This is a genomic window from Prosthecobacter sp. (assembly GCF_044226605.1).
Classification (GTDB): Bacteria; Verrucomicrobiota; Verrucomicrobiia; order Verrucomicrobiales; family Verrucomicrobiaceae; genus Prosthecobacter.
Map to the genome: position 1 here is coordinate 376,344 of NZ_JBGAGS010000003.1, position 19,794 is coordinate 396,137.

A 19,794-nucleotide genomic window follows, 5' to 3' on the forward strand; every position below is an offset into this window, starting at 1 on the left:
CTACCAACGCACCAGAGCGCCGCAACATTCAACCGCACTACCAGCAAATCCCATCGTACTGGCAGGGCAAGCCTTTCAGCTCGTCCCAGCCGTTCATGTCGATGATGTGGTGATCTGGGCGCACATCTGGCAGCAGCGCCTCTAGCGTGGCGCATTTTTGTGAGATCACGATGACGTCGCTGTTTTGCAGCACCTCATTGGCCGTGGACTTCATCAGCTGCGCCAGGTGCGGCATACGCTGCTGGATCTGCTGCTCATTGGAGCCGATGAGCCGCGACAGATTGATCTGAGGATCAAAGATGCTCAGCGAATGGCCGCGACCATACAGCGTCTCGGCGGCCGCCACCAGCGGGCTTCCGCGCAGGTCGTCAGTGTCCGCTTTGAAAGCTAGGCCGAGAAATCCGATGCGGCGCTTCTGCTTGCTCTCGATGAGCTGCACAAACAGCTGCTGATGCGCCGCGTTGGTGGCAAGCGTGTTTTCCAGCAGCGGCAGGGACATGCCCTCGTGGCGCACAAAGGCATGCAGCGCGGAGACATCCTTCGGCAGGCAGGAGCCGCCAAAGGGCGCGCCCGGACGCATGTAGTAGCTGGAGATGTTGAGCTTCTTGTCCTCGCACACCACCTGCATCACCCGTTTTCCGTCCTCGCCCAGCTGCTTGCACAGGCGGCCGATCTCATTGGCAAAGCCCACTTTCAGCGCATGGAAGTAGTTGCAGGAATACTTGATCATCTCCGCTCCTTCCCAGCGCAGCAGTTCGGGCTTGCCTCCCAGCAGTCCGGCGATCTCCTCCGGCACCGAACTTCCATCTTCCGTTCCGACCACCGCCAGCGAAGGCTCGTCGAAATCGCGCACCGCCGTGCCTTCCCGCAAAAATTCCGGGCAGTAGAAGATCTGTAAACTTCCCGCCTGCACCAGCTCCGCAAACACCTCACCCACAATCCGCCGCGTGCTGCCCGGCAGCATGGTGCTGCGAAAGATGAGCACATGCTGCTTCTTCGATGCTGTCAGCGCCCCGGCGATCTGTCTGGCCACCGACAGCACATAATTCAGGTCCAGGCTGCCCGAAGGCAGGGAAGGGGTGCCCACGCAGATGATGCTTACATCCGACTTCGCCACGGCATCAGCCGCATTTTGCGTGGCGGTGATTTGCCCGCTGCTGCTTCCTGCTTTCAGCAGCGCGTCCAGCCCGGGCTCTACAATCGGTGAGATGCCCTCGTTGAAAGCCGCCACCTTGGATGGATGTAAATCCACACCGATGATGTGGTGTCCCTTCTGGGCCAGACAGGCTGCGGTGACTGCGCCTACGTAACCAAGGCCAAAGACAGAAATGTTCATGCGAATGGGACTGCGATAAAAAGAAATAGGTGGAATCCTGCTTATTGAGCGAACCTCGCAGATTGTAAACCAGCAGCCGAGATTTTTTTTGTGCCGGAATTGCGGGCGCTCGCCCTCTCCGGCTACCTTTCCTTCGTCTCGATCAAACGCAGGTGGTGGATTTCCAATTCAGCAGCTGCAGGATTCAAGGCGAGGAATACGACCAACTGGTGGACTTGGGGCGTGGGTGCTTCTTTTGGCCAGAAGATCTGGATAACGCCGCGTCCTGGCTTCATCCATCCTCCAGCACGGATCCGTTTGCCTCCATCCACACCCACGTCCAGTCTCACTCCCACCTCCACTGCGGACTCAGCGTGCAATGTGCCGGAAATCTCCAGCCCAGCATATCCGGTCCAGTCTCGATCCAGGGTGTCCAGGTGCATGCTGCCGGGATGATCGGCGTTGCGTGAAAGAACCAGAGCATTTTCATTTTGCAGAACTTCTCTGCGGGAGGGGGCAATCTTCCAAAGCAAATGCATGCGTGGTTGCGTGTCTAGGACGAGGACGGGAAACACACGCCGCGCTTCTGCCTGGACCAGCATCACCTGTGTCCACCACATCAATGGCGGACCCACAGCGCTTATCGCCGCCAGGATCCAGGCTACCATGCGAGACGGCATCGATGGGATCAATCCTGCGCCCTGCCAGGCGCAGCCGGCCGTAATGCCACCCATGCCCCACAGAAAATCATCCATGCTGGCCGTGCGGCCAAACCATGGTTGTACCCACTCGACCAGTGCCGCCAAGGCGATCGCCCCAGCCGCAGCCATCACCAGGCTCGTTGCTGGTTTCAAGTATTGGCCGAACAGTCGCGCTGCCGTCGCCGTGCAAACCGCCATCAGGGGGGCATGCAACCGGTTGGTCAGCTCCCCACGCCAGCCTTCCGCCCAGCCGTGCGGCAGCGGCAGGAAAAACAGCAGGAAGGCCAGTCCTAAAACGGCCATGCAGGTGATGGTATGGAGGAATGGGGGCTTCAAATTCGGCGTGCTAGGTGCTACCATAACTCACACATGGCGGTCTGGCGAGTCATGTGGAAACCACACCTGCCAAGCATCTTTTTTCTTATAGATGGCGGTTTCTCGTCTCAAAGCTTGCGGAGATGCTTGGAAACGTTGTAGCGTTAGATATGACATTGATTTTGAAGACGCTGCTCCATCTCATTCAGCCCCTGTCCATCGTCTGGCTGGTCATCGGATTGTGGCTGCTGCGCATGATCTTTCGGCGGCGTTCCCTGAATCTGTGGTTTCCGGGAGGGGCTTGGCTGCTCCTCACCCTGCTCACTTGCACCCCCTTTGCATCCTGGCTTATTTCCGGTCTCGAAGATCAAGTCCCCAGAGTCCGGCTGGCTGAACTTCCCCAGTCAGAGGCCATCGTCTGCCTTGGCGGCGGTTTCGAGCCATCACTGGTGGAGCCCGCAGGATTCAAACTGCAGGCAGGTGCCGACAGGCTCACCACTGCGCTCACCCTGACGGCCGAGGGCAAGGCCCCGCTGCTGATCCTGGGAGGGGGGGGCTACCCCCATGAGGGCCGGGTTTACTCCGAGGCAGATGCCGTGAGCGACTACCTCCGTTCTCATGTCACCCTTAAATCCGAACTCCTCAGCATGGGAGTCTGCAAGGACACCCATGACGAAGCCGTGAAAGTGGCCTCCCTGAGCAAGGAGCGAGGGTTTTCCCGTCTGCTTCTAGTCACCAGCGCCAATCACATGCCTCGCACGCTCGCCACCTTTAAAAAAGTCGGCATCAATGCCGTGCCTGTGCCTTGCAACTACCTCAATAGCCTGAACCAACTGGGGGAGAAGCACTGGTTCCACCTGCCCAGTTCCCGCGGCCTGGAGGTGTTTGGTGCTTGGCTGCATGAGACCGTCGGCTCATGGGTTTACTATTTTCGCGGTTGGGTCTGAAAACACGGGGGGAAAGTTGGAATGGTCACAGCATCAATAACGATGCGCAGTTTGCCTTCGTGACCAATCCCAAGGCTGGCAGCAGCGATGTGGCCAACCGCATCATGCAGGACATTCAGAGCGGGAAGATGAGGGCGGTTTTCCGCCGGCGCAGCGACGTTCCTGTACGTCGAGGTGACCTATATTTACGAGTTTCAGCAGCGCCCTGCAGACATGGGAAGTGAGTGGTTCACCGCCACAGGTGATCAGTGCAGACGGCGCAATGCAGAACCTGAGCGCCGAGCTTCCCGTGGTTTCCACCGGCCATCTCAGCAGCTTTTTCCCCACCTTCCCCCCCCCCTCAGGGAGGAAAAAGGCCGTGAAAGGCGTTATTGAACAAGGGGGGCGATTCACAGGCGTTTCGCAAACGGTCCATATTTCCCGCGCCGATCCCTCCCAGCCACCTTGCGAAAGGAACTCATTGTTGTTCAATGCCTTCGTGGTCGAGGTGGCATTTTAGGGATTGATTCGTGCGACATCCTTGAGATTTCCCATTTTTTGCGAATACGCTACGTAACCTGATATTACAGCTTTTTCTCTTGAATAAGGGGAGTTGTTTCGCTAGGGAAGAGGGGCTTATCCCCTTTTTTTGCTAAAGGATTGAAAGGGTTTCAGGTAAGCGCCCTGTGCTGTTCTTTCACTTATGATCCTGAACTTTTCACAAGCCTTGTCCCTCCCATGACCATGGGAGAGTCGAATTTTGTGAAAAATTTTGGAGGAAATCCGCCGTTTTTATGGCAATTGGCACCCCTATTGCGCAAGTTTTGACTAGGTTCCGCTTTATTTTAAGACCTAAACTTTCCCTCATATTTCCAGACGGCAGGTTGATATGTCGTATGTCCCTCCCCTTATTTGATTCCATTTCTAAAGATCTGTTTAGCTTCAGAACTCGGCGAGATTTCGAGTTCCTGCTGGCACATGGAGGAGTCGCACCCACGAGTTTTTGGCCCTTAGAAAGGCTCATGCCAGGCATTGTTTCTGCGTGCCTCCCCTCGCTTTTTCGTTCACACCACATCTGATCCTGCTCCCGGACCCCTGTTCCGCCTTCCTTCTCATGAAAAGCATCCATACTTTAAACCGCGCACTTGCTGCCATCTTGATTGCCGTGCTCTGCAGTAGCGGTTCATTGCAAGCAGCTGTTCTCACCTGGGACATCACGCAAGGTGATGGCGCCACTATTACCGGGGGCACGGGAATCTGGACTGATGCATCGGGTAACTGGAACAACGGTGTCACCGACGTGAACTGGAGCAATGCGACACCCGATAGCGCGATCTTTGGCGGTACGGCAGGCACGATCACCTTGGGCAGTCCAATTACGGTCGGAAACATGACCTTCAATGCCAATTATACCATTGCGGGCGGGGGGAATAATCTCACACTCTCCAATACCACCATCCTGCTCAACACGAATGCCACCATCAGCGCAGTGCTCGACGGCACCACGGGGCTTTCCATCGGAGGCAGCGGCACTCTCACACTTTCGGGTTCAAATATTTACTCCGGCGGCACGAATGTCACCTCGGGATCCATTGTTTTGGCCAATCAGAACGGTTTTGGCACTGGAACCGTCACACTGGCCGGTGGCGTAAACTTCAGCACCTCGGGTTTTGAAGGCAACAGCGTCGCCGGAGCCCTTCCAAACGCCTTCGTCCTCAGTGGTGGCATGGTTAATGTAGATGTCAGTTTCTTTGGCCACAACGACGTCTGGATCAACACTGGCGTCTCCGGAACGGGCGGATTCTCGGTCACTTCCGGTGGCGGTATCATGCGCACACCGGGACTCATGCTCTCCGGCGCGAAGACCTTCCAAGGCGGCGTGACCATTGGCAACAACGCCCGCGTTACGATTGACAACAACACCTCTCTCGGGACGGGCGGCCTTCGGGCGAATGGAGGCACCGACACGCTTCGCGTGGCTGCAAATGTGTCCAACGTGACAAACAACGTAGTGATCGCCAGTGCCTCCACCTTGAGTGTAGAGGTGGACAGCGGCGTTAGTGCAGTCCTTTCTGGCGTGATCTCGTCGGAATTCTTGGGAGGGAGTTTGGTGAAAAACAGTGCGGGAACACTGAGCCTGAGCGGTGCAAATACCTACACCGGCAATACGACAATCAGCGACGGCACCCTGCAGATCGGCGCAGGCGGCGCAACGGGTTCTCTTTCCGCCAGCAGTGCTATCACCAACAACGCGACACTGGAGTTCAATCGCAACAACACGCTGACCCAGGGCACTGATTTCGCCAGCGTCATCAGTGGCAGCGGCGCAGTGTCCCAGGTGGGCAGCGGCACAACGGTCCTTACCGGCACCAATACATACACGGGCGCAACATCCGTCACTGCAGGCACCTTGCAGGTGGACGGTTCGATTGATGCTGGCAGTACGGTTGGCGTCGGCACGGCGGGTACATTGACTGGCTCGGGTACGATCAATGGCAACGCGACTCTTACCGGCAGCGGTATTGTCAATCTGAGCGCCGGCGGCAGAATCGCAGGCACCTTGGGCGTCACCGGCGGCAACTGGAACGGCGCCGGCAGCGTGACCAGTCTGGTCACCTCCAGCAGCGGCACCTTCACCATAGGCAGCGGGGCAAACCTGATCGCCAATGGCAATCTCAATGTCACTGGCGGATCAATTGCGAGCGGCAGCGCCACCAGCACGATCACTGGCAGCGTGAACTACACCAGCGCTACCAGCAGCACCTTCGGCGGTATCATCGGAGGCGTCAGCAAGACCGTGACGATGAACAACGCAGCCTCGACTCTAACCCTGAGCGGTGCTAGCACCTACACTGGCGCTACAACAGTCAGCGCGGGTATCCTCAATATTCAGAATGCCACGGCACTCGGAACCACGGATTCCGGCACGTCCGTTTCCAATGGCGCGACGCTCCAGTTGCAAGGTGGTATTACCGTAGGTGCCGAGGCGCTCACGCTCAATGGCGGTGCAGCCAGCGGTCAATCTGGGGCTCTGGTCAACGTCAGTGGCAGCAATACCTACGGCGGCGCGATCACCGTGGCCTCCAACAGCTCGATCTCCGCAGCCAGTGGCTCAACGCTCACCCTTACCGGTGGCGTGATCAAAGATGGCACCACAGCCACCTTCACCGGTGGCGGCACCATCAGCGTCAGTGGTGTGGCTATCAGCGGTGCTTCGGCCAACTCCGATCTTGTGGTGGATGGCGCCACAGTAAACTTGAATGTGGCCAATACTTACAACGGCCCCACCTTCATCCGCAACAGCGGCACGCTCAATGCCAATGTGTTCGGCGCCCTGCCCATAGCCACCCGCACGGCTGTGACCTTTGATGGCTCTGGCACCTCGGTGCTCTTCCTGGGATCGAGCCAATCCGTGGCCTCGCTGACAGCAGCGGGTTCCGCGACGATCACCCTGGGTGCAAACACTATCACCGTGGGAGATGCCACCAGCAACACCACCTTCGCCGGAGCCATCGGCGGCACGGGCGGTCTGACCAAGGACGGAGCCAGCACGCAGGTTCTCAGCGCCAGCAACGGCTACAGCGGCACGACGACCGTGAGCGCGGGCACTCTGTCGATCACAGGTGACATCAACAGCTCCGCGACGATCTCTGTCTCCAAACACTGCCGCAGTGACCGTGTCCGGAGGCACGCTTACCGTCGGCGGAACAGACACGATTGGCACGCTGACCATGAGCAGCGGCACCATCGGCGGTTCATCGACCCTGACGGCCACCACCTACGGCCTCAGCGGTGGCACAGTGAATGGCAATCTCGGCACAGGAACCATCAACAGCTCTGGCAACGTGGCCCTCAACGGCACCGCTGGCGCAACAGCGGTGAACATCACTGCCGGCACACTGACCCTGGGCAGTTCCGACCGTCTGGCCAATGGCGCGACGGTGACTGTCTCCGGCGGCACTCTCGCCATGGGTGCATTCACCGACACGGTGAGCATCTTCAACATGAGCAGCGGCACGCTTTCCGGCACTGGCACGCTGACTGCAACCACCTACGGCCTCAGCGGCGGCACGGTGGACGCAAACTTGGGCACCGGCACCATCAACAGCTCCGGCAATGTCGCCCTCAATGGCACCGCCGGCGCGACAACCGTAAACGTCTCGGCCGGCACGCTGACCCTCGGAGCCAGCAGCGCGATCAACAGCGCCACCTCCGTGGGCATTACCGGTGGCACTCTGGCCCTGGGCGCATCCAATCAGATCGGCAACAGCGCGACGGTGACCGTGTCCGGCGGCACTCTTGCAATGGGTGCCAACAACGACACGGTTGCCACTTTCAATCTGAGCAGCGGTTCCCTCACCGGCAGCGGCACACTGACCGCCACGACCTACGGCTTGAGCGGCGGCACGGTGACCGCCAATCTGGGTTCTGGCACGATTAACAGCTCGGGCACCGTCGCCCTCAACGGCACAGCAGCGGCAACGACCGTGAATGTCTCTGCCGGCACGCTCACCCTGGGGGCCAGCAGCGCGATTAACAGCGCCACCACTGTCGGCATTACTGGCGGCACATTGGCGCTGGGAGCCTCCAATCAGATCGGCGATAGCGCCACGGTGACCGTCTCCGGAGGGACTTTGGGCATGGGTGCCAACAATGACACGGTGAGTGTCTTCAATATCAGCAGCGGCTCGATCACTGGCAGCGGTACCCTGACCGCGACGACTTACGGCCTGAGCGGCGGCACGGTCACGGCAAATCTCGGTTCCGGCACCATCAACAGCTCGGGAACGGTGGCTCTCAACGGCACGGCAGCTGCAACGACCGTGAATGTCTCTGCCGGCACGCTAACCTTGGGGGCCAGCAGCGCGATTAACAGCGCCACCACTGTCGGCATTACTGGCGGCACATTGGCGCTGGGAGCCTCCAATCAGATCGGCGATAGTGCCACGGTGACCGTCTCCGGAGGGACTTTGGGCATGGGTGCCAACAATGACACGGTGAGTGTCTTCAATATCAGCAGCGGCTCGATCACTGGCAGCGGTACCCTGACCGCCACGACCTACGGCTTGAGCGGCGGCACGGTGTCTGCAAACCTTGGTTCAGGCACCATCAACAGCTCGGGAACGGTGGCTCTCAACGGCACTGCGGGCGCGACAGCGGTGAACGTCTCCGCAGGCACGCTGACTTTGGGGGCCAGTGGCGCGATCAACAGTGCCACCACGGTGGACATCACAGGTGGAAGCCTCGCGCTGGGAGCCTCCAATCAGATCGGCAACAGCGCCACGGTAACCGTCTCTGGCGGCATCTTGGCCATGGGCACCAACAGCGACACCGTAAGCGTCTTCAACATGAGCAGCGGGTCGATCACCGGCAGCGGTACTCTGACCGCCACGACCTACGGCTTGAGCGGCGGCACGGTGACCGCCAATCTCGGTTCCGGCACCATCAACAGCTCAGGCACGGTGGCTCTCAACGGCACTGCTGGCGCAACGACGGTGAACGTCACGGCCGGAACGCTGACTCTCGGGGCCAGCAGCGCGATCAACAGCGCTACCACGGTCGCAATCAGCGGCGGCAGCCTGACAGTTGGAGCCTCCAACCAGATCGGCAACAGTGCCACGGTGACCGTTTCCGGAGGAACTCTGGCCATGGGCACCAACAGCGACACGGTGGGCGGTGTCGTGCTTACCTCTGGCAGCATCACCGGCACCTCAGGAGTGCTTACCAGCACAGCAGCCTTTGACATGCAGGCCGGCTCAGTGAGCGCCATTCTGGGTGGCACTGCGGGCTTGAACAAGACGACCGCAGGCACAGTCACCCTGAGCGGAGTGAACACCTACACCGGTGCGACGTCGATTTCGGCAGGTACCCTGCAGGTGAACGGATCGATCGCTGCCGGAAGCACCGTTGGCGTCGGCACTTCAGGCACTTTGACCGGCTCGGGCACCATCAATGGCAACGCCACCCTCACCGGCAGCGGCATCATCAATCTGACCAACCCCGGCACCATTGCCGGCACCTTGGGCGTCACCGGCGGCAACTGGAACGGCGCTGGAAGCGTGAGCGGCCTGGTCACCTCGAGCAGCGGTACATTCACTGTCGGCAGCGGAGCCAATCTGACCGCCAATGGCGGTTTGAGCGTGACGGGCGGCACGATTGCCAGCACCGACGCCACCAGCACGATCACTGGCAGTGTGAACTACACCAGCGCCAGCAGCAGCACCTTTGCCGGTGTCATCGCAGGCAGTGGCAAGACCCTGACCCTCAACAACGCTGCGGCGACTCTTACTCTGAGCGGCACCAATACTTACACCGGCGCGACAACGATTACCACAGGCACCCTGCAGGTGAACGGATCGCTCGCCGCCGGCAGCACGGTTGCCGTGGGCACCTCAGGCACGTTGAGCGGCTCAGGCACGATCAATGGCAACACCACCCTCACCGGCAGCGGCATCATCAATCTGAGCAGTGGCACGATTGCCGGCACCCTGGGCGTGAACGGCGGCAACTGGAACGGCTCCGGTAGCGTGACCGGTGCTGTGTCCTCCAACAGCGGTACATTCACCATCGGCAGCGGCGCGAATCTCACTGCGAATGGCGGCTTGAGCGTGACGGGTGGCACGATTGCCAGCGGCGACGCTACCAGCACGATCACTGGCAGCGTGAACTACACCAGCGCCAGCAGCAGCACCTTTGCCGGTGTCATCGCAGGAAGCGGCAACACCGTGACGATGAACAACGCAGCGGGGACCCTGATTCTGAGCGGTACGAATACCTATACTGGCGCGACAACGATCACCGCAGGCACCCTGCAGGTGAATGGCTCGCTCGCCGCCGGCAGCACGGTCGGCGTGGGCACCTCTGGCACGTTGGCCGGCTCTGGCACCGTCAATGGCAACGCCACCCTCACCGGCAGCGGCATCATCAATCTGACCAACCCCGGCACCATTGCCGGCACCTTGGGCGTCACCGGCGGCAACTGGAACGGCGCTGGAAGCGTGAGCGGCCTTGTTACCTCCAGCAGCGGCACATTCACCATCGGCAGCGGTGCCAACCTGACGGCCAATGGTAACCTGAATGTGACTGGCGGATCGATTGCGAGCGGCAGCAGCACGAGCACGATCACCGGAAGCCTGAACTACACCAGCGCCAGCAGCAGCACCTTCGGCGGTATCATCGCAGGCAGCGGCAAGACTGTGACGATGAACAACGCGGCCTCGACTCTGACCCTGAGCGGAGCCAGCACCTACACCGGCGCCACAACCGTCAGCGCGGGTATCCTCAACATTCGAAATGCCACGGCTCTCGGAACCACGGCGGGCGGCACATCCGTTGCCAGCGGCGCGACGTTGCAGATTCAGGGCAACATCACCGTGGGTGCGGAGGCTCTCACGCTCAATGGAGGTGCCGCCAGCGGCCAGACCGGAGCCTTGGTCAACGTCAGCGGCAGCAACACCTTCGGCGGCGCGGTCACCGTGGCTTCCAGCAGTTCGATATCCGCGGCCAGCGGTTCTACTCTGACCCTTACGGGTGGTGTGATCAAGGATGGCACGGTCGCCACCTTCAATGGCGGCGGTACCATTAACGTGAACACAACAGGCATCAGCGGCGCCTCGGCCAACTCCGACTTGGTGATTGATGGCACCACGGTGAATCTTAACGTGGCTAACACCTACAACGGCCCGACCTTCATCCGCAACAGCGGTACTCTCAACGCGAACGTGGCAGGTGCGCTTCCAACGGCTACCCGCACAGCACTGACCTTCGATGGCACAGGCACTTCGGTTCTGACTTTGGGCGCGGACCAATCGGTGGCCTCATTGACCGCTGCGGGCGCCGCGACCATTACCCTTGGTTCAAACACACTTACCGTGGGAGATGCCTCCAGCAACACCACCTTCGCCGGAGCCATTGGGGGCACGGGCGGTCTGACCAAGGACGGAGCCAGCACGCAGGTTCTCAGCGCCAGCAACGGCTACAGCGGCACGACGACCGTGAGCGCGGGCACTCTGTCGATCACAGGTGACATCAACAGCTCCGCGACGATCTCTGTCTCTGGCGGACTGCTCTCCACCAGCGGGGCTGACAAACTGGCAAACACTGCCGCAGTGACCGTGTCCGGAGGCACGCTTACCGTCGGCGGAACAGACACGATTGGCACGCTGACCATGAGCAGCGGCACCATCGGCGGTTCATCGACCCTGACGGCCACCACCTACGGCCTCAGCGGTGGCACAGTGAATGGCAATCTCGGCACAGGAACCATCAACAGCTCTGGCAACGTGGCCCTCAACGGCACCGCTGGCGCAACAGCGGTGAACATCACTGCCGGCACACTGACCCTGGGCAGTTCCGACCGTCTGGCCAATGGCGCGACGGTGACTGTCTCCGGCGGCACTCTCGCCATGGGTGCATTCACCGACACGGTGAGCATCTTCAACATGAGCAGCGGCACGCTTTCCGGCACTGGCACGCTGACTGCAACCACCTACGGCCTCAGCGGCGGCACGGTGGACGCAAACCTGGGGACTGGCACCATCAACAGCTCCGGCAACGTCGCTCTCAACGGCACCGCAGCTGCGGGAACCGTGAACGTCACCGCCGGCACACTGACCCTCGGCAGTTCCGACCGTCTGGCCAATGGCGCGACGGTGACTGTCTCCGGCGGCACTCTCGCCATGGGTGCATTCACCGACACGGTGAGCATCTTCAACATGAGCAGCGGCACGCTTTCCGGCACTGGCACGCTGACCGCAACGACCTACGGCCTCAGCGGTGGCACGGTGAACGCAAACCTCGGCACCGGCACCATCAACAGTTCTGGCATTGTGGCCCTGAACGGCACCGCAGCCGCGGCAACGGTGAATGTGACCGCAGGCACTCTGACGCTGGGAGCCAGTAGCACGATCAACAGCGCCACTGCCGTGAACATCAGCGGCGGAAGCCTGGCACTCGGTGCGTCCAATCAGATTGGCAACAGCGCAGCGGTGACGGTTTCCGGCGGCACCTTGGCCATGGGAGCCAACAGCGACACGGTGGCCTCTGTGCAGCTTTCTTCCGGTAGCATCACCGGTTCCGGCACGCTCACCAGCACGACCACCTACGACGTGCGCTCTGGAAGCGTGAGTGCTGTCCTTGGCGGCTCGGTGGGATTGACGAAATCCACAGGTGGCACGGTAACTCTGTCAAACTCGAACACCTACACGGGAACCACGACCGTCAATGGCGGCACGTTGGCCTTGAGTGGCGCTGGCCAGCTCTCTGACAGCTCATCGCTTGTTGTTTCCGGCGGCACTTTCGACATCGGATCTGTCAGCGACACCGTTGCTGGTGTCCAGCTGACCTCAGGCAGCATCTCGGGCACCACCGGTGTGCTGACCAGCACCACCACATACGACATGCAGAACGGCACCGTGGGCGCCATCCTGGGTGGCAGTGTCGGTTTGACCAAAACCACTGCGGGCGCAGTCACACTGAACGGTATCAACACCTACACCGGAGCCACCTTGCTGAGCGCAGGGGATCTTACGGTCAATGGCAGCATCGCCAGCAGCAGCCTGACAACAATCAACGGTGGAACCCTGATGGGAACCGGCAATGTCGGTGCCATCCAGCTCAACAGCGGCGGTGCTATCAATCCTGGCGGCGCATCCACCGCAGGCACGTTGAGCACGGGCAACATTTCCATCGTGGACGGTCAGCTCCACTTCAACATCGGCGGCACCGGCAGCTATGACCAGATAAGCACCACCGGCACGATCAATCTCGCGGCAGGTGGCGCCGGGGCCAAGCTTGTGCTGGATGCTATCAGCAGTTACAACGCGACCCTTAACAACGCATTCACGCTTGTCAGCAACGATCTGACGGATGCCATCACCGGGCAGTTCGCCAAAGGAACCTTCGGTGGCACGAAGGTCATCACGCTTAGCGGCGTGGACTACGTGGAGAATGTGCTCGGCTCAAACTACTACGGCCGCATCAACTACTCCGGCAGCTCTGGCGCACCCGGCACTCTGGCCACCACCGGCAACGACATCACGCTCAAGATTGTTACTCCTGAAATCACCGTCACCGAATCTGGCAACGACCAGACCGACGGCGGCACCTATGACTATGGATTCGTTGACAAACTGATGCCTCCTGAGCCGGTGACCAAGACCTTCACCATCAAGAACGATGGGGAAGTGGATCTCATGGGAATCTTGGTGCATGCGCCGACCGGTCCGGCTGCCTCCGATTACACGCTGGACACGACCGGCACCGCCACCACTCTCATTCCTGGAGCCAGCACCACCTTCACTCTCACGTTCAGCCCAAGCCGCATCGGCACCCGCAATGCGGCCATTGTGATCGACAGCAACGACCTCAACGAAAATCCCTTCAACCTCGCCATCACCGGGGTCGGATCCATCGCTCGTGATGTGCTGGACGGCTGGACTTACACCTATAGCGGGCCGACCGCGCCGGCGACACCGCGCAATGGCCTGGCAACCGCCGTGGCAGTCCAGAAGAGCACCACCCGCGACGAGGCAGTGGCCGTCTTTGCCACCGGACATACCACCAATGCCTCAGGCAACACGGACATCTACACCGCGAAGTATGAACCGGTGACGGGCGCTCTGCTGTGGTCGAAGACTTACAACGGCACGGCCAACGGCACGGACGACGCAAACGCAATCGTGGTTGATGGCAATGGCGACGTGCTGATCACCGGATACACCACCAATGGCTTCGGCAACGCCGATGTCTATGTGGCAAAGTATGCCGGAGCAGACGGCACCCTGCTGTGGCAGAAGATCTATGGCGGACCCGGCCAGGCTGCTGACATGGGCAACAGCATCGCCGTTGATGCGGCCGGCAACGTCGCTGTGGCTGGCTATGGCAAGAACATCGGTACTGACTTCTTTGTCGCCAAATACTCTTCAGACGGCAGCACCACTTACTTTGAACGTCTCATCGATGGTGGCAGCTATTACTACGTTGACCAGGCCACATCTGTGGCGATCGACACTTCAGGCAACGTGGCTGTGGCGGGATACAGCAAGACCACGAATAACAGCAACAAGGACTTCCGTGTGATGAAGCTGGCTGCAGCCGATGGCACCACCCTGTGGACATGGAACAAGGACGGCACCACCAGCAACGACGACCAGGCCTACTCGGTGGCCTTCACCACCGCTGGAGAAGTGGTGGCAGCTGGAACGGTTCACTCCGCCAGCTACGACATGTTTGTAGTGAAGCTCACCAGCGGCGGCAGCCCCGTCTGGCAGAAGCAGTGGGACAGCCCGTATGGCTCTTCGGATGCGGCCTTTGACATGGCGGTGACCAGTGCTGGCGATGTGGTCGTGGCAGGTGCGAGCTATACCTCCGCCAGTGTACAGGACGGCTATGCGGCCAAGTACAACGGTTCCACGGGTGCCTTGGTCTGGGACCGTCGCTTCAATGGACCCGCTGGCTTGCAGGATAGCCTTACCTCATTGGACCTGGACGCGCTTGATAACGTCGTCGTGACCGGTTACTCGGAGAACGCTTCCCAAACTTACGATGTGTTCACCGCCAAGATGCTCGCTGCAGACGGCGGCCTTCTGTGGGAGCGCCGCTTCAACGGCGCCGCGGACAAGCATGACTACGGTTATGCGGTGGCGATCTCTCCGGATGGCAACATCTTCGTCGGCGGCTACTCGACTGCTGCGGGCGACACGACGGACTTCCTGGTGAAAAACTACGAGGCGCTCAAGCCGGTGACTCAGGCTGCACAGACCATCACCTTCGCCAACCCAGGCACGCAAAGCGCTGGCACTCCAGTGACTTTGTCCGCCACTGCCAGCAGCGGCTTGACGGTGCGTTTCTCCGTGGTCAGCGGCGCCGCGCAGATCGATGACAGCAGCAACACCCTGCTTAAATTCACCGGCTCTGGCAGCGTTACGATTCGCGCCTCACAAAGCGGCAGCTCCACCTTTGCAGCTGCAACGTCGGTGACCCAAACCTTCACGGTGAATCCAAGTTCGCAGACCATCAGCTTCACTCTGCCATCCAGCCTGAACTCCACGGCGCAGTGGCCTCTCACGGGAGTGGCCTCCAGCGGTCTCGCAGTCACCTACAGTGTGCAGAGCGGCCCTGGCAGCATCGCCGGCGGAATCCTCACCTTCAGCGGCACCGGGGCGGTTGTTGTGCGCGCCAGCCAGGCGGGCGACTCGATGTACACTGCGGCGGCGGATGTTGACGCCACCGTCACTTCCGTCAATCACACGCCGGTCACCATCTTCGACAACATCACTGAAAACTGGCGTGACCGTTATGCGGGCACCGGTGCTGGCGTCGGCAACGACATCGCGCTCCAGCTCAGTGGCAACGATGCCATCGCAGGTATTGTGGGCGGTTACACCACCGGCACCACAGGCGGCACCGCCAACAAAGATATCTATCTGGCCAAATACCAGTCTGATGGCACCAAAGTCTGGACTTACATTCAGGCCGTTGCTGGCGATGACGAGGCCATGGCGGTTAAGGTGGACGCAAGCGGCGACGTTTATCTCGCCGGTTACATCGCTGGCACTGGCCAGGACCTTTATGTGGCCAAGCACAGTGGCGCCGATGGACACAGGATCTGGTTCTACACCGTCAATGGCGCGGGCAATGCCAACGATGTCGGCGTCTCTCTGGACCTTGAAGGCACCTCCAACGTCGTGGTGGGCGGCTACACCTTCGGCACCACCACCAGCAATGATTTCTTTGCTGCCAAGCTTGCCCAGACCGACGGCTCCGTGGTGTGGACCAGCACGCAAAACCGCACCACCACCACCTCAGATGTTCCGGCCGAAATAGTCGTTGGCACAGATGGCAGCGTGGCGCTCGGAGGCATCACCGGCAGCGACGCCTGGACGGTCAAACTCGCCGCCGCTTCCGGTGCCAAGGTCTGGAGTGTTGTTTATAACTTTGCTGGCAAGCCCGATGCCGTCCGCGGCATCGGCATGGATGCCGCAAACAACGTCATCATCGCCGCCTACTCACAGGGCGCCAATTACGACATGTACACCGCCAAGTATGCCTCCCAAGACGGAACTCTGATCTGGGGCAAGCGTTACAACAGCAGCTTCAATTCTTCCGACGCTCCGTGGGACATGGTGGTGGATGAGGACGCCAACGTCTTCGTCACCGGTACTTCCTACCGTTCAGCCAGCGTGCGCGATGGCATGACGCTGAAGTATTCCGGCCTGGATGGCACTCTCCTGTGGGAGGGACGCTATAACGGATCAAGCGGCGGCAATGATGAAAACACGTCCATTTCTCTCGATGGCATCGGCAATCCAGTGATCGGCGGCTACACCACCAATGCCGACTCAACCACGGACGTGTATCTGGCCAAGCACAACAAGGGCGCTGGCGATATCCGTTGGCAGAAAACCTTTGATGGCGACAACAACAAAAACGACAGCGTCAAGAAAGTGAAGGTTGACCCTAACGGAGTCGTCTGGATGACGGGATCAGCCACCACGGCCGGCGGCGCTCTGGAAGTCCTCGTCCTGCGCGACATCCCAACTCCCTAATCCTTGTTGAGACATCCTTTTTCCTTTATAATTTCAACTCTGATACATCTCATGAACACACTGCCACTTAAAGCCCTGCTGGTTTTGCTGCTTCTCGGAGCCCGGGCCGGTGCCACCCAGATCATCAATGCTGGCCCCAGCCTGAGCGTGATCCAGGGAGACAAAGCCTCCTTCAGCGCTCAGTTCTTTGACGCCGACGGCAACTCCGGCGTGACTCTGCGCGCCCTGCATGTGTCCAGCGGACAGAACATCGGCCAGTTTGTCCGCGACGACAGCACCGGCAATCTGAGTTGGACCTGCGACACCACTCCGCTGCAACCCGGCAGCAATATGGTGCAGTTGATTGCGACCGACCCTGCTGGGGCGAGTTCTGTGGTGTCATTTTCTCTCCAGATCACGGCAGCCACTCCTGTGCAGCAGTGGCGTCAGACGTATTTTGGCAGCAGCCAGAACAGCGGAGCGGCCGTGAACAGCGCGGACCCGGACGGCGACGGCCTGAACAACTACGCAGAGTTTGCTTTTGGGACCAATCCGAAGGCTGGCAGCAGCGACGTGGGCAACCGCACCACGCAGGACAGTGAGAGTGGGAAGATGCGCGCGATCTTCCGCCGCCGCAGCGACTACCTCACCACGGGTGTGAACTACATCTATGAGTTCAGCAGTGATTTGCAAACCTGGGAAGTCACAGGTTCGACACCACAGGTCATCAGCGATGACGGCGTCATGCAGAATCTCAGCGCGGAGTTTCCCGTGCTCTCCAACGGCCAGCCCAGCCGTTTCTTCCGCACCCGTCTTCCATAAGGGAGCGGTGTTCGCCCATGGCATCATCTTGCGCTTTCCCTCCGGATCATTCGCGGGAAGAGTAGCCTTTCATGTCATCAGGCATTCCATGCCAAATACCGGTGCTCTTTTTGATTCACCGCCGTCTCGGGCCAACCACTCGCGTCATGGCGGCATTGAAGCAGGCGCGTCCCCAGATCCTGCTGGTCGCCGCTGATGGCCCGGGTGATGACCCCCGTTGCACCCGGGTCCGTGAACAGGTCCTGAGCGGCATCGACTGGCCCTGCAAGGTGCAGACCCGTTTTCTGGACGAACTCCAAGGCTGCCGGAAAGCAGTCTCATCTGCCTTGGACTGGGCCTTCGGCCTGCATGAGCAGTTGATCATCCTCGAGGACGATTGCCTGCCTCATCCAAGCTTCTTTGCATTCTGCTCCTCCATGCTTGACCGCTATAAAGACAATCCGGAAGTCATGCAGATCTGCGGCAGCAATCTCACCGCCATGCAGCCCCCGGGGCAGAGTTACTACTTCTCCCGTTTCGGCCCAATCTGGGGCTGGGCCTCCTGGCGTCGTGCCTGGCAGTCATACGATGTCACCATGAAAGACTGGCCCGCAGTGCGTGACTCTTCACTGCTCCGTCAGCTCTGTCCCGAACCCTTCGAAGCATCCTGGCGCCGCGAGGTTCTAGGCGCTGTCTATCGCGGAGAGGTTGACACCTGGGACTATCAGTGGGCCTTCGCCAAACTGCGCCTCGGCGGTTTGAACATCATTCCCTCCGCCAATCTCATCTCCAACATCGGCTTCGGCCCGGACGCCACACATACCGTTAACTCGGCCGACCCTCGCGCAGACCTCGCTGTCCGGGAACTGCCCACGCCCTTGCAGCATCCTGCCGCAATCACCGGCTGGCTGGAGGCAGATCGCGCCTATCTTACTCAGGTGGTGGGACTTCCTTCCAAAGCACTCTCCCTTCAGGGCCTGCGTCGCTGGTGCCGGTCTCTTCTCAAACGATGAAGCGTGTCTGTTTCATATCCACCGTGAATCATAATGTCGGCGACGACTTTGTGCGCATGGGGATCATCAGCCTGCTGCAGTCAGTGCTCGGCGACTTCCACACCACGGTCATCCACAAACACTTCCCGGCAGCCGTGCGCGGCCGCCTCTGGCAGCAGATCGATCGCATGACTCGTGGCCTCTCGAACCGATTCGACTGGCGCGCTCGTTTATCCCGCGTGGTGGACTTCCTTCCCTCCAATGCCGCAAGAGACCAGGTTCTCAGCTGCGATCTCCTCGTGCAATCCGGCGCCCCCATGTACTGGAAAAATCGATGGTCCACCTGCGCACAAACCGAATGGTTTGCTCCGCTCGTCGAAAAGCGCTGGCGACAGATCTCGCTGCGTGCGCCGCTTCTCAATCTCGGTGCCGGCTCCTGCCAGGCCTGGGGCAGCGATGGCTCGGAGATCGTTTCAGATCCAGACTGTCACTCCTTCATTGACCGTTTCACCCGGTGGAGTTCTCTGACCACCGTGCGGGACAAACTCGCGCACAGCATCGTGAGTCAGTGTGGGCATGACGTTCCTCTGCTTCCATGTCCCGCCATCTTTGCGCCTGGCGCATTGAACATCGAAGGCCGGCCCGGGCAGTACATCGCACTCAACTACATGCCTTATGGTGGACACTACGATCTCGCCGACCGCGGTGCTGAGGCGCGTCAAAAGTGGGAGACCGTCTTCTGCAAAACTGCCCATGATCTGGCGCGCCAGCACGCGTGCCTCCTCATCTGCCACGACCGCACAGAATTGCAGCTTGCCCAGCGCCTGCTGCCTGAAATCCCTCGTTTCCACAGCGACGACTGGCGTGATTACTTGCACGCCTACTCGCGCTGCTCCTCGGCCGTGGTGAATCGCGTTCACGGAGCCGTGGTCGCCGCCGTCATGGGCAAGCAGGTGCTGCTCACCGGAAATGACACCCGCCTGCTCATGGCCGCCGAAGTCCCGGGCGTCACCGTCCATCCTGTGCAGGAAGTTTGGGATTCGTTCGATGAACGTGTGGCTGACCTGCTGCGCCTGCCTGCCAGAGAACAGCCCGCAGCTTTTCTCGAAACCACCAGGTCACGCTATCTGGAACTCCTGCGCCCTATTCTGTCTGCATGACCCGCTGGCTCCGACACCTTTGCTACTGGCTGGTTCTGGCCTTTCTGCGGCTCATGCC

The 19,794-nt window shown here is 60.2% G+C and carries 8 protein-coding genes; 6 read left to right on the forward strand and 2 right to left on the reverse strand.

From position 1 onward, the window contains the following. Positions 1 to 37: 37 nt before the first annotated feature. Positions 38 to 1,336: a nucleotide sugar dehydrogenase gene (locus ACILSO_RS05905; protein WP_395736448.1), complete on the reverse strand. Its 1,299-nt coding sequence runs from the start codon at positions 1,334 to 1,336 to the stop codon at positions 38 to 40. A 122-nt stretch (positions 1,337 to 1,458) separates the two neighbouring features. Beyond that, positions 1,459 to 2,229 (reverse strand): hypothetical protein, encoded by a 771-nt coding sequence (locus tag ACILSO_RS05910; RefSeq protein WP_395736449.1) that lies wholly within the window; start codon positions 2,227 to 2,229, stop codon positions 1,459 to 1,461. Positions 2,230 to 2,501: 272 nt separating this feature from the next. On the opposite strand from ACILSO_RS05910, the gene ACILSO_RS05915 reads away from it, so the two are divergent. From ACILSO_RS05915 to ACILSO_RS05940, 6 genes are all read left to right on the forward strand, one after another. After that, a complete protein-coding gene (locus ACILSO_RS05915; protein ID WP_395736450.1) occupies positions 2,502 to 3,278 on the forward strand; it encodes a YdcF family protein in 777 nt (258 codons plus the stop codon). 1,093 nt (positions 3,279 to 4,371) lie between these two features. After that, entirely contained in the window at positions 4,372 to 7,698 is a 3,327-nt protein-coding gene (locus ACILSO_RS05920; protein ID WP_395736451.1) for an autotransporter-associated beta strand repeat-containing protein, read from the forward strand. A gap of 1,303 nt (positions 7,699 to 9,001) precedes the next feature. After that, complete coding sequence (locus ACILSO_RS05925) at positions 9,002 to 16,804, forward strand: beta strand repeat-containing protein (protein WP_395736508.1); 7,803 nt, start codon at positions 9,002 to 9,004, stop codon at positions 16,802 to 16,804. Positions 16,805 to 16,855: 51 nt separating this feature from the next. Next, complete coding sequence (locus ACILSO_RS05930) at positions 16,856 to 17,605, forward strand: thrombospondin type 3 repeat-containing protein (protein WP_395736452.1); 750 nt, start codon at positions 16,856 to 16,858, stop codon at positions 17,603 to 17,605. Between the two features lie 146 nt (positions 17,606 to 17,751). Continuing rightward, positions 17,752 to 18,597 carry a glycosyltransferase family 2 protein gene (locus ACILSO_RS05935; RefSeq protein WP_395736453.1) on the forward strand — a complete coding sequence of 282 codons (846 nt, stop codon included), beginning with the start codon at positions 17,752 to 17,754 and terminating at the stop codon, positions 18,595 to 18,597. A 23-nt stretch (positions 18,598 to 18,620) separates the two neighbouring features. After that, complete coding sequence (locus ACILSO_RS05940) at positions 18,621 to 19,736, forward strand: polysaccharide pyruvyl transferase family protein (protein ID WP_395736454.1); 1,116 nt, start codon at positions 18,621 to 18,623, stop codon at positions 19,734 to 19,736. The last annotated feature ends 58 nt before the right edge of the window (positions 19,737 to 19,794 follow it).

What these genes read in the sequence shown, in the direction of transcription:
- ACILSO_RS05905 (WP_395736448.1), bottom strand. Translation starts at nt 1,336, where the DNA reads ATGAACATTTCTGTCTTTGGCCTTGGTTACGTAGGCGCAGTCACCGCA.
- ACILSO_RS05915 (WP_395736450.1), top strand. Translation starts at nt 2,502, where the DNA reads ATGACATTGATTTTGAAGACGCTGCTCCATCTCATTCAGCCCCTGTCC.
- ACILSO_RS05920 (WP_395736451.1), top strand. Translation starts at nt 4,372, where the DNA reads ATGAAAAGCATCCATACTTTAAACCGCGCACTTGCTGCCATCTTGATT.
- ACILSO_RS05925 (WP_395736508.1), top strand. Translation starts at nt 9,002, where the DNA reads ATGCAGGCCGGCTCAGTGAGCGCCATTCTGGGTGGCACTGCGGGCTTG.
- ACILSO_RS05930 (WP_395736452.1), top strand. Translation starts at nt 16,856, where the DNA reads ATGAACACACTGCCACTTAAAGCCCTGCTGGTTTTGCTGCTTCTCGGA.
- ACILSO_RS05935 (WP_395736453.1), top strand. Translation starts at nt 17,752, where the DNA reads ATGGCGGCATTGAAGCAGGCGCGTCCCCAGATCCTGCTGGTCGCCGCT.